7 protein-coding genes and 1 pseudogene are annotated in these 12,681 nt (G+C 60.5%); 1 reads left to right on the top strand and 7 read right to left on the bottom strand.

Annotated elements, in window-relative coordinates; translation table 11 throughout:
* Nucleotides 1-68: 68 nt before the first annotated feature.
* Nucleotides 69-647 carry a nucleotidyl transferase AbiEii/AbiGii toxin family protein gene (locus NG895_RS13895; RefSeq protein ID WP_252853110.1) on the bottom strand — a complete coding sequence of 193 codons (579 nt, stop codon included), beginning with the start codon at nt 645-647 and terminating at the stop codon, nt 69-71.
* Nucleotides 637-900, bottom strand: a complete 264-nt coding sequence (locus NG895_RS13890; RefSeq protein WP_252853109.1) for a hypothetical protein — start codon at nt 898-900, stop codon at nt 637-639. The genes NG895_RS13895 and NG895_RS13890 overlap by 11 nt, the downstream gene beginning before the upstream one ends.
* A gap of 155 nt (nt 901-1,055) precedes the next feature.
* On the opposite strand from NG895_RS13890, the gene NG895_RS13885 reads away from it, so the two are divergent.
* The gene (locus NG895_RS13885) at nt 1,056-1,958 is read left to right on the top strand and encodes an ion transporter (protein WP_252853108.1); all 903 of its coding nucleotides are present in this window, start codon (nt 1,056-1,058) and stop codon (nt 1,956-1,958) included.
* Here NG895_RS13885 and NG895_RS13880 read toward each other — a convergent pair.
* The 5 genes and pseudogenes from NG895_RS13880 to NG895_RS13860 form a co-directional block, all read right to left on the bottom strand.
* Nucleotides 1,914-3,467, bottom strand: a pseudogene (locus NG895_RS13880) (GH25 family lysozyme). The gene NG895_RS13885 and the pseudogene NG895_RS13880 sit on opposite strands and share 45 nt — an antisense overlap.
* Before the next feature lie 153 nt (nt 3,468-3,620).
* Entirely contained in the window at nt 3,621-7,055 is a 3,435-nt protein-coding gene (locus tag NG895_RS13875; RefSeq protein WP_252853107.1) for a beta strand repeat-containing protein, read from the bottom strand.
* A gap of 130 nt (nt 7,056-7,185) precedes the next feature.
* A complete protein-coding gene (locus NG895_RS13870; RefSeq protein WP_252853106.1) occupies nt 7,186-8,388 on the bottom strand; it encodes a matrixin family metalloprotease in 1,203 nt (400 codons plus the stop codon).
* 76 nt (nt 8,389-8,464) lie between these two features.
* A complete protein-coding gene (locus NG895_RS13865) occupies nt 8,465-10,693 on the bottom strand; it encodes a retropepsin-like aspartic protease (protein WP_252853105.1) in 2,229 nt (742 codons plus the stop codon).
* Between the two features lie 247 nt (nt 10,694-10,940).
* Nucleotides 10,941-12,251: a UDP-glucose dehydrogenase family protein gene (locus tag NG895_RS13860; RefSeq protein ID WP_252853104.1), complete on the bottom strand. Its 1,311-nt coding sequence runs from the start codon at nt 12,249-12,251 to the stop codon at nt 10,941-10,943.
* Nucleotides 12,252-12,681: the final 430 nt, after the last annotated feature.

The following is a 12,681-nucleotide window of genomic DNA, read 5'->3' as shown; positions in this document are numbered from 1 at the left end:
GCTACCACAAAGTCGATGAACGACTGCTCGTCTTCTACACGCTCTTTCAGCAAAATTGCAGGCGAGAACTATTCTTCAGGGAAGGCTGACTGTCTTGCTTCTTCGTAGGCGGCTTCCAGATTGAGTTTGCCTAGCCACACCGCCATGTAGGCATGATCGAGACTTGCGTGATTCTCGCGCAACAGCATGGCGACGTCAGACAAGTCAAGCACTCGCCCCGCCAGAAGCTTTAGCAGCATGAGATCCTCGCAGGAGAGTACCCGAATTGGACGGTCAAGACCGGGAACTTCTTGCTTCTGAGCTCGCTGCAACGCAGACTTCAGCAAGTCATTTTCGGCGAGCAGTAAGTCGAATTGGACGTCGTAGAACTCATTGGGCGGGGTAAATAGGAACTGGGCAATATGGTACGGTCCCACTGGGATGAGCGGTGGCGTGTGCTTCGGTCGACAGCCATGGCTGGTGAGCGTAGTGAGAAGTGTGTCGAACTCACTGGATTCCACACCAATGAGTAAGTCGACGTCGCGAGTGGCCCTCGGGTATCCCCACACGGCCAACGCTAGTCCACCGGCGAGAGCGAACGGGGAGGGAAGAGTCGAAAGGGCGTTCGCTACATGGTTGAGTACATCACGTACAGCTTCACCTGCCATTTCCCACCTCGCGCTCGGCCAAACGCTGCAGCATTCGGACCTGATCGCGGTCATGCTGCTCCATCTTGCGGACGTACCATTCTCGATACGCTGCCGCCAGCTCGTCCTCGGATTTCAAGCGGCCACGGAGTCCGGCCTTGACCAGCGCGTCTGCTTCGTCAACTAACTCGTACCAGAGTTCCACACGTTTGGCGAGCGGAAGATGGCGGATACTGGGCGGAGCGGTGTCTGCCGAAGGAATTAGCGATGACATGGAGAGGCCAAGTTGGTAGCCATGGTGGCGAAAGGAGCTGTAGTGCTGCTGACAATTGTACCACGTTTGGTTCGAGCCCCCCAACCACGAATTCGGCAGCAGGCGTCCCCAAATCGCCGTTGGTCGGCCGTTAGCCTGTAAGCTACACTTGCCACATGAACGATGTGGCAGCCGACAAATCGAAGGGAAGGCCCAAACTCGGTCCCGGGCCGGCCGGGTGGCAGCGTAAGTGGTACGAGGTGATCTTCGAGCACGACACGCCCGCCGGTCGCTGGTTCGATGTGTGGCTGTTGGTCGTCATCGTGGTGAGCGTCGTGGCGGTGATGCTGGAGAGCATCCGCTATAAGGATGCACCCGAAGCCTGGTACGACACCTGGCGAGCGGTCGAGTGGATTATCACCGGGCTCTTCACCTTGGAGTTTGCCGCGCGGCTCGCCTGTGTCAATCGGCCTGGCCGCTACGTGTTCAGCTTCTTCGGCGTGGTCGACCTGGTGTCGCTGCTGCCCAGCTACTTGATGATTCTCATTCCGGGGGCGCAGTCGCTGGCCACCATTCGTACGGTGCGGCTGTTGCGCGTGTTCCGTATTCTCAAGCTCGCGCACCACGTGCGGGAAGGGCAGGGGTGGCTGCTGGCGCTCAAGCACACCTGGCCCAAGATCACGGTATTTATCTCGGTGATTGTCTGCACCATTATCATCCTCGGTTCGGTGATGTACCTGGTGGAGACGGACGCGGATAGCGGGTTCGACAACATCCCGGTCAGCGTCTATTGGGCAATCGTTACCATGACCACTGTGGGCTATGGCGACATCGCTCCGGTCACACCGTTGGGCAAGACGATTGCTTCGCTCGTAATGCTGCTGGGCTACGCGATCATCATCGTTCCCACCGGTTTGTTCAGCGCCGAAGTGATGAAGCAGCGGGCACTGCGGGGTACCGAGCGCAGCTGTCCACGCTGCGCGTTCAATACCGCGGACGACGGGGCGCAATACTGCAGTCGCTGTGGCGAGCGACTAGGCGCGTTGCAGCCGACCGGTACGCCACAGGCAGATGCCTAACGCGGCGAGCGAGAACATGGCCGTGGCCGCGGCAGGTTCGGGAATGGACTGAGCCGTGGCCTGGTTCGACGGCGATGCCGTGTGCCCGAAGTTCAGTCTCCACAGATTGTAGTCGCCGGTATCGACCACGCCAGAATTGTTGCCGTTCTCGGCAATCACGTCTTCGCTGGCGGCGCCCAGGTTGTTGCGCCAGACGCTGTAGTCGGCCAGGTCCACGATTCCATCGTTGTTGAAATCGCCGGGCAAGTCGGTGCTGGCCAGCAGGCTGCCAAGCGGGTTGTGCATCACCGCGTCGAGGTACACCGTGGCCTGGCCGGTTCCAAAGAACTGGATCGAGTCGATGGTGGCTGTTGCCGCGTCGATGATGCCATCGCCATTGGCCCAGGCTTCCCATTGGTCGTCGTCGTCCAGCGACCACTCGTACAGATGCCACTTGCCGTCGGCAATCACCTGTTTGGCGATGCCGCGATCGGCCGTGTCGGGGGCATCGATCGCCAGTCGGACGGACAAATCCTCGTCGTCGGTCTTGAGCCAGAAGCCGATGTAGCCGGTCGTATCGAAGGCCTGATTCGAGCCGGGCGATGCGGGAGTACCGATGCCGGAAACGTGTCGCAGGAACCAGCCGTCGTCGTCGCCATCGATGAACAGCTCCTGCGATGCGGCGCCTTCGTGCGCTTTGGTGGTAATGCGGTCGGCGTAGCTCGCATCGCCGATGCCAGTGTTCGATCCGGAGTACAACGGAGAAGAGCCAAAGTAGCCTTCGTCGATCTCGAAGTCGGCAATCATGGTTGGTCCGCCGGGCGACGTGCCGAGGCCAATCAACTCGGCCTCGAGTTGCTGGCGGGTTCCATTGAACAGATTGCGGTCGACATCGCCACCGATGCCTGGCACGCTGCCTTCGGCAGTCCATTGCCAGTACTTCCAGGTGTTCCAGGCGGGCGTGTCGGACTGCGTGGGCGGATTAGCTGTACCGCTCGACTTCCACCAGGCGAGCCACAGGTCGTGCTGCGAGGCAATCGGGTCGGTGAAGTACGTGTTGGCCGCCGACTTGCCGGTGTAGATGATGGGTCGCACCCCCATCGAATCGTAGACCGTGTCGCTGAAGTCCTGAATCCAGTTCGACACGAAGTTCTTCACGCTCTGTCTACCCGGAGGCGTGAAGCCGAAAACCTCGATGTCCAGCACCGGCGGAAGATGAGTGCCCGTATCGTAGTAAGGCGTGATCGCGTCCAGGAAGTCGTTGGCCTCGTTGATCGGGTCCAAGGGGTTGTTCGAGGAACTATCGGGCCGAGCGAAATGATAAGGCCCCGTCAGCAGACCCGCCGCCGTGGCGTTCTGCATGTTCTGCACAAAGTAGGGATCGACTTAGTCGACCCCTTCGGTGGCCTTGATAAAGGCAAACTCGGTGTCCGAGTTGTTGACCGCGTTCCAATTGATCGATCCCTGCCATCTCGAAACGTCGATGCCGTTGACGTAAGACTGCGACCAAACAGTGCTGACAACTGTCAATTGCAGTAGCAAGGTAGCGACACAAAGATAGCAATAGCGCATAAGGCGGTGGGACAGTTCACGGACGACGAATGGGAAGACCTTGGCCAGCGATGGCCGTACGGCGGATGGTCGAACTGTCAGTTTAACCGTTGGCTACTTCCTCGCAGAGGGCTATGCGCACTTGCGAGAAACTCTTGCGGAGAACAGTAGTCTGCAGCCCAAGATTGCGAGCAGCGATAGGGTGTTGGGCTCGGGCACCTGCACTGGCTCGGGGTCTACGTTGGATGGCTGGTCCGCGCCAAAGTGGGTTTTCCACACTTGATAGTCGCCGGTGTCGACGACTCCCGAGTTGTCGCCATTGCCTGCCAGGAGGCCTTCGTCCGCGACGCCCAGGTGGTTTCGCCACACGGTGTAGTCGGCCAGGTCGACGGTGCCATCGTCGTTGAAGTCGCCGGGCAGACCCACGGCGATGACACGCAGCTGCACATCGGCCCCCGTGTAGTGCAACTCCCAGCCCAGTCCAATGCCCGGCCGGGGCAGTTCGTCGGCCAGCGTGTCGAAGGTGCCGGTCACTCCGTCGCTGCCGGTCAGGATTGGGAAGCTGTCCCCCTCCGTAGCAACGTAACTGTCATCCACGGCGAGCTGTAGTTGGCCGGCGACTTGCGCGGTGTCGGCAAATTCCAGTTGGCCGAAGTCGGTCGAATTCAGGATGTCGACCAGCAGCGTACCGTCGGCGGTTTGGGTGAACGACCGCACCGACGAATGGCCTTCGAGGTGCAGTTGGCCTTCGCTATCCAGATCGAGATCGATGTTGTTGCCAGCTTCGAGCGTCAAAGTGCCAGAAGATAGATTCTGCAGTAGGCCCGCCCCGGCGAGGGTGGCGCCGCTCGCGATGGTGGAGTCGCCATCCAGTTCCAGTACGTCGCTGGCCAGAGGAACGTCCACATTGGCGTCGGCCGCGAAGGTGGCGTTCTCCAGGCGTCCCAGTCCGCTCACTTCCACGGTGCCGCGAAGTTCGCTGCCATCGCCACCGCTCAGCACCGTGGCGCGATCGGTTTCGTTGCCGGTGAGCTGCAGCGTGGCCTCGGCACCGAGTATCCAACCTTGCTGGAACATCAGGGTTCGCCCCGCGCCGACGAAGGCGTTGCCATCGAACTCGTCGGTCAGCCCGCTCGCCAGGGTGAGGTTTCCGGACGTCGCCTGAACTTGCCCCGAGGCGCCGTCGCCATCGAGGTCGATTCCCTCCGTGGCAGAGACGACCAGCGTTTCGTCAGCCGCTCCCACGGCGTGCAAGGTGCCGTTGTTAATGAACGTGCCGACGGCAATTTCGCCGCGTCCGAGCGTGATGTTGTTGTTGACGATTCCGGCGCCGGCGATGGTGCCGCCGGAAACATCCAAGATGGATAGGTTGGCCGTGTCGAGCATCTGGCTCAACTGCAGTGTGGCGCCATCGTCGGCAATCACCCGATCGGCGTTGAGCACCTGGCCCCCCAGCATGAGAGTTCCGCCGCTGGCGCGCAAGTCGGCGTTGCCCGCAAAGATCAAGTCGGCATTGATAACGCCGTAGCCGGCCAAGCCGGTCGAGTTGGTTGCCCGCAGTTGGCCAGGCCCCTGGATGTGTCCACCCGAGATGGAATTGGGCGTTGCCGATGAGCCACCCGCTAACCGCAGTGCGGCGCCCGGGGTGTTGATGTTGATCGTGCCGCCGGTGGCGACATCGAGCCGCGCGGTGAACTCGGTGTTGTCGGTGACGACCACGCTCCCCTCGACCAGCACATCGTCGCCAGATAGCGAACTCGCAAAACCGGCGGTGCCGTTGACGTAGATGGCCCCTTGTTCGCCCAGCGTCCATTGGTTGCTGGTGAACACATCCACGGCCAACTGACCGTCGGCACCGTTGATGTAGATGGCATCTTCAACCGGGTCGGTGTTGTTGCCGAACTTGTCCATCTCGTTGGTCTGCACCGACAAACGGGCATTCAGCTGCCACGTTTCGCTTTCCGTTGGGTCGGCCGCCAGATTCAGCAGGCCCTGAGACATGGCCAGCGCCTGGTTGCCGTTGACCGTGAAAGTGGCCGCGTGGAACTCGAGCGTTCCTTCTCCCGAGTGGGTACTGCCTCCCTGGAAGGTGACTTCTCGCTCCACACGCAGCGTGGCGTCCTCTTCGATGTTGGTTCCGCCAGAGGCATCGGTGGCGAACACCGTGGGGGCGCGAAGAGCGTTGAGACCCGTGGCGACATGGATCACGCCGCCAGCGACGGTCATCGTTTCGTCGGACTCGATGGTCGAGTTCGGAGTGAACGAGAAACTGGAGTCGAGATTCATCGTACCCCCGAACACCCAGCCACCAGGAGTCTCAGGATAGAAGTTCGAATCAATCAGGTTGAGGGTGCCATCGTAAGAGTCGTCGTCCTCGGCGGGCGAGATGTCGTCGCTCTGAACGTACAAGTTGCCAGACTGAACCTGCGTGACGACGTCCTCGGGGCCATCCCAATCGAACGACGGCGACTTCAGCGCCAGCGACGTTTCGTCGACCAGCAGTGTGATGCCCGGGCCGTCGAAATTCAGCGTACCTTCAATCTCCGAGACGGTCCCGCCACCGGGAATCTTGTTTTGAAACACCAGCGTGGTGTTCGCCGCGAGATTAACGACCGAGGCGGAGTTGAGGTGAAACCCCTCCTCGTGAACGAAGCTGCCCGAATTCACGTTGTAAGTAGTGGGGGTGGTATGCGTCTCGTCGCCACCGATGCGATAGCCGCGGACGGTGGCCGATCCGGTAGCGCCGGCGTCGACGTTCACCGTGGCGCCGTTGGTGGTGAAGGGGTCGTCGAGTTCGAGCAGGGAGCCCGCTGCGAAGTTCAGCGTGCCACCGAACGTAGCGGCCTGAGCCTGCAGCTCCAGCGTGGTTTCCTCCCCGATGTTTACTACGCCGGCGCCGTTAGCGCCATCGAGGTCGATGCGGTGGTTCACGTGGCTGGAATCGATGACGAGCGTAAAGTGTTCGCCTGCACCGGCCGATAGGGGACGTTGGCTTTGCAGCGCGCCGTCGTTTACCAGGGTGGTCGTGACCGTGGGCCCCAGGTCGTCGTGCAGCAGGATGATTCCGTAGCCCGAGATCATGCCCGACGTATTGGTGAGAGAAGCAACACTCGGTGGTCCGTCGATTTCGTCATCGAATACCAGCTTACCGCCGGCAATGGCGAGTGTCCCACCGCCAGAGAGCAGCATCGACTCGGCAGCGACGGAAGTGCTGTTCGCGCCATCGTTATGGGTGGACACCACCAGGGTGGTGCCAGCGCCATCGATGGTGGCGGTGCCTGCAATGCTTAGCAAGTGGCCCGAGGTATCGGCGTCCGTACCGGCCGCAAGGGCAAGACTGGCGATGTTGAAGTCGGAGTCGATGAAGGTCGAAACATCCGCCGCCTCGGGCAGGTCGCCGATCGAAAGATCATGATCCGCGGGACTGGCATTGGTCGACCAGTTATCGTTATCCGACCAATTGGTGGTAGTGCCGCCATCGTCCCAACTAACGTTGTCAGCCGAAGCGAAACCACAAAGCACGAGCCAACAGAGGCTCCCCCGAAGTGCACTGCGAAACGATCCCATTCCCCGAAGCTCCCAGTCGACAAGGCCGGGCTCGCTGGCCAGAGGCAACCCTATGCAGGGACCAGGCGAGCCAATTTCGAGCCTCTAGACTAAGCGCCCAGGCGACGGGAGGCAAGAAAAACAATGTTTTTCAATGTTTTCCCTGACGAGCACGGCCAAGGCACAGCCCCCCGAAACACACTACCGCGATGGACAGTGCGGTGGGCTCGGGGACGGACGTTGGACCGGCCAGGCCGCTAAAGGCGCCTTGTGACTGTCCAAAGTTGTTTTTCCAGATGGTGTAATCAGCCGCGGTGATACCGCCGCCGTTGCCGTTGTTATGAATGGCCAACTCGTTGCTGCTACCCAGGTTGTTGCGCCACACGACGTAGTCGGCAATGTCGACCTGCCCGTCTCCATTGAAGTCGCCCGGCTGGCTCAAGTCGGGCGGAGTGACGCTCCAGCCAATGTCCTTCAGCGCCGCGGCGTCCAGATCGGTGAGGTGCTTGCGGTCGCCTCTTCGAAGCGTGGGGTCGAGTGCCGTTTCCTGGGCCACGTTGGTTCCGTAGCGGACACTCATGGTTCCATCGGCCCAGTGCCCCGTGGTTGCGGGTGGATAGGTGCCGTAGGAGGCGATGGAATTGGAGCCAGTAAAAACGTTGTTGCTCACGTCGACCAATCCGGTCCACTGGCTCGAAGTGCCGAGCCCCAACACGTGGCCCATTTCGTGTATCGCCACGGAGTACAGATCGTTTTGATTCGATGTTGGATTGACGGAGTAGTCGTAGTTCCAGGTGGTCGAAGTGTCGTTGTCGAATGTCAGCGAACCACCCCAGCTTACGTAGCCGGATAGCTCGCCCCGCGTGGTGACCGCGTCGACAAAATCATCCGAAATGCTGTTGATCTGGCTGATTTCGGAACTGGAGAAACCTCCATCGCCGCCGTAGCTATAGCCGGGCGAGCTGGTGCCTCCATAGCCGAGGGTGGATCCGCTGAGAGAGCGTGCCCCCACGTAGATCCAGAATTCGTTTTGGGGAATGGTTAGGTCATACAGCGTGACAGATCCACCTGTGCCAGGATGCGTGAATCCTGCTTGCCACTCCCAGGTCGCGACGCCATTGAAGGCCTGACTGTAGAACGGATCGGGCGTTTCGATACGATCCAGCGTGTCGGTGAGTATCTCGGAGTAGAAGTCGGCCGCCGCTTCGAGCGTGGCCCGCGCCTTTTGTCCGTTGCTGGAGCCCGTGTTAAAGAAGTTCTGCGTGTCGTAATCGTATTTCAACACGATTTCGACCGCTTGAGCGGTTGTCGCGAATGCGAGACTGAGTGCGAAGAGCAGAACCCGAGATCGCATGATTTGTAGCTCGTCCAGGAGTGGGGGAACCGCCAGCTACCATTCTACACGAAGAGTCGCGAGCGAGAACCAGCTGCTAGCGGCGCCTAGTCCGAGCCAAGGCGAACAGCCCCAGCGATAGCAGGATCAGCTTCCAGGCCCCCGGCTCTGGCACGTTGGCCGATCCCGAGGATGACGCACCCGCCAACGACTCACCAAAGTTGCTCTTCCAGAGCGCGTAGTGGCTGGCGTCGTAAATGCTGCCCAGATTGTTTCGCCAAACGACGTAGTCGGCCAGATCGACGGAGCCATCGCTATTGAAATCGCCGCCGAGTCCTGCCACGAGTTCCAGGCTGTTGGATTGGTAGAGCACTTCGAAACCATATCCCGTCGGGAACAGCAGCGACTCGAATTGTCCCGCCATGCCCTCGGTCGCTGAGATCAGCGTGAAGGTATCGCCAGGAGTCGGCGTGAAGCTACCGCCGCCAAGATCGGTAAGCGAGATCTCCAACGTGCCGCCAAGAGAAGCGGTGCCGTCGACGACAATCTGGTCGTACTCCGTGCCGGCGGCCAGGCCGCCAAGGTCGAACATCATGGTGCTGCCGTCGGCCACTGCAAGGCGACCCTCGATCTGTAGCGAACCAATCTCGCTGCCCGGCACATCGAATCCGGGAGCCACGGTACCGCGGACGTTCTCCACCTGGCCAGCAATGCCTCCGCTGCCGGTACGGATCATGCCAGTGCCGGTGAGTGTTCCTCCGTCGCGAAGCTCTACGAACTGAGCATCCACGGTGGCGCCGTCGAGTTCCAACACGCCGTTGGCTTCGATGTTTACACCAGAGTAGGTGGTGAGGGTCACACCGCTATCTACGTGCAGCTTCATCTGCTCGCCGGACGTGCCGCCCGATACGTTTACCTCGAACGCCGAGGCATCGACACCGACAGTGGCCTGTTGGTTACCTCCCGAGACGTGCCGCACGTTGGCGATGGCCAGCAAGTCGGGAACCGAGGTCGTACTCCAGGAACCTGCGGTCGCCCAGGAGTCGGTGGCGGCCGTACTGGTCCAATTGGCATCGGTGGTCACCGGATCGCTAATGTAGAGGCCCGGACTGGGACCACCGCCACCCAAGGATGGATTGGGGTCGATCACGATGTCGCGGCCTTGGAAGACATTCATGCCGATGATGCCATCGACGATGTTGCCGGGGTTCGACACGTTGGTTACGTCGAGCACGATCACTGGCACGTTGGTCGCCGTGAAACTGCCACCCAGCGCCGGGATGGTCAGTTGATCGATGAAGAAGCCTGGTACATCTTCCAGAGTGCCGCCGGAGCCGACAATCGAGATGGTGAATTCTGGATCGTCGAGGGTGACGTCAAAGCCCATCTCCAGGGCTTTGAACTGCGAGAGTACGGTAACGCTGGCACCGGTGTCGAGGAAAAACTGCGAGCTGAGCGACGCCCCGTTGTTGTTGAACGTTGCATTCAGGAAGTGACCACCTTGCACCACCGTGGGCTGAGAGGGATTCTCCGAGGGGTGGTCGAGGTCGAAGTTGCCCAGGTTCGGAAACAGCAGCGGCGTGGAAGGGCTATCTCCCAGCAGGTTGAGTTGCGCTTTGCGATTGATGCCCAGTCCTTGGCTGCCCAGGGGGTGGAAATCAACGGCCGGCGAGCGTACGGTCTTGCCGTTGACCTCGAAGATCTGCGGCATGCTATTGCGGATGCGAGTAGTATACTGACTGGCAAATGATAGTCCCAACACGTTTGGCAGGTCGGACTCCGGTGGCACCGTGACGAGGGATGTGTGGGTTTGGCCCGCCATGGCGGAATTGTTCATCTGCAGCGTCGCGCCGCTTGCCGTGCGATCTTGCAGCCCACCGGCGTACAGCCCGAGCGGATCGCCAATGCTGGCGTCCAGAAAGCCCGAGGCGCCACCAATCGTAATGACTTCGGTGCCGCGATAGCCCTCACCGTTCCCATCGCCAGGATAAGGGCCATCGATGTTGAATGCGGCGTCCGTCTCCGAGGTAATCAGCGAGATGGCCGCACCGGTATCGAGCAGGGCGACGTCGTAGTAGCCTTGGCTGTTACCGAGAAAGTTGCCCCCAGGCTGCGAGCTGGGAATAGGAAAGAACTCGAGATCGTCGGTGTATTCGCCGGTGAGCGTGATGCCGACCTGGGGGAGAAATCCATCGACCGGAATGCCGGTGGCGCTACATTCTGATGCGGCTACAGCGGCTCCGAGCGCGACTAAACTGAGCAGGCCGAGTTCGCGCAGCGTGCGCGCACATCGAGGGTGAATGCCTCTGGCGAAATACGTCTTCATTATCTTCCGTTCCGACGAGGAGCCACGGCGCGAACCTTGCTGCCGGCGGACACCCCTAGACGAGCGGGCAGCACCATCACGGCTTCCGCTCCACGATTAGGGCAAGCTTGCCGACGCGGCGCAACACCCGTGGGGCAGCGCGCAGCGTCTACCCGTTGAGTCTATTTGTAGGGGTCGAAACCGTCAAGCAAACAGCATTCGGGTGGCCGCAGGCAACACGCCGCCGCAGTCGTAAGGCTGGCCCCGCTTACTGCACCATCGGGCGGCCGATGCTGTAGTACTTGTAGCCACGGCGCTTCATGCGCTCCGGCTCGTACAGGTTGCGGCCATCGAACACCACGGGCGACTTCATCAACTGGTACATTTCGGCGAAGTCGGGCGAGTGATAGTCTTTCCAGTCGGTCATGATCACCAGGGCGTCGACGCCTTCGATCGCCTCCATCCGGCGGTCGCAGTAGGTGATCTTGTCGCCCAGTTCGGCCTCCACGTTCTCTATCGCTTCGGGGTCGTGTGCCTTAACCGTGGCGCCCTTTTCAAGCAGCCAGTTGATGAGCACCAGGGCCGGTGCTTCGCGAATGTCGTCCGTGCGAGGCTTGAAGGCCAGCCCCCAGATGCCGATGGTCTTGCCCTTCAGGTTGCCACCGAAGTGTTCTTCCAGCTTGTCGTTGAACACCGACTTTTGCCGTTCGTTCACTTCGTCCACGGCCCTCAGCATGGTGGGCTCGCAACCGTGATCGGCGCTCATGGCCGTGAGGGCCCGAACGTCCTTCGGGAAACAGCTGCCGCCGTAGCCCACGCCAGGGAACAGAAAGGCGAAGCCGATGCGGCTGTCGTGGCCGATGCCGCGGCGGACATCGTTGATGTCGCCCCCCATCTTTTCGCACAGATTAGCCATCTCGTTGATGAAGCTGATCTTCGTGGCCAACAGGGCGTTGGCCACGTACTTGGTCATCTCCGCGCTTTCGGGCGACATGCTGATGAAGGGCTTCTCGGTCCGCAGGAACGGCTGGTAAAGCTGCTGCAGCACGTCGGCCACTTCCGGGCGTCGTACGCCCACCACCACACGGTCGGGCTTCATGAAGTCCTCGATCGCGGCCCCTTCCTTCAGGAACTCGGGATTGCTCGCCACGTCGCATTCGCGACCAGTCAGCTCCTTGAGCATGCCGAAGATCTTGGCGTTGGTGCCGACCGGCACGGTGCTCTTGGTGACGACAACGGCGTCTTCGCGGATGTGCGGCGCGATTGCCTTCACGACGCTCCACATGGCCGACAGATCGGCCGAGCCATCGTCGCCTTGGGGGGTGCCGACGGCCAGGTAAACCACATCGGCATCCTTAACCCCTTCGGCGGTGTTGGTGGTAAACACCAGGCGTCCCGCTTCGGCATTGTGTTCGACCAGCTCGGCCAGTCCAGGTTCGTAGATCGGTATTTCGCCCTGTTTCAGGCCCTCGATCTTCTTTTCGTTAATGTCGATACAAGTGACATTGTTGCCACTGTCGGCAAAGCAGGTGCCCGTAACCAAACCGACGTATCCAGTACCGATGACGGCGATTTTCATCGTGAGGGGTCTCCCCTGAATCTAAAGTAAGCCTGCAATGCCGTGACCGCGACCAATTCGAAGTCCTCTATCATAGTCTGCCTTACATAAGTGTCGAGCGACCCACTGGCGAGCGAAACACTGCCTGTTTTCATGCTCCAGCTGGTAGCGGCGGCCTGTCGAGCTCGGCACCTACCTTGCGGGTTGTCCCATCCTTGGTCGCTGCGCCCGATACTGTCCTTGTAGGTCATGGTTTGGCGGCCGCTGCCGGTGGTCACTATCGAACCAGACAAACCCTAAATAACTTACACGGTTTTTCTTACTGTGGGTGATATAGTGTAGGTTGCATAGGTAAGATAAAGGATTCGGGCCCCTTTAGAGCGAGTGCCTTCCGTGGTACTCTTCCCACCCCACCCTAGTTGCTTGGCCACCCGGCCCCCCTCCGATGTCG

The sequence above is a fragment of the Aeoliella straminimaris genome (assembly GCF_024054565.1).
Taxonomy (GTDB): domain Bacteria; phylum Planctomycetota; class Planctomycetia; order Pirellulales; family Lacipirellulaceae; genus Aeoliella; species Aeoliella straminimaris.
This window is presented reverse-complemented; position numbering and strand designations above follow the sequence as displayed.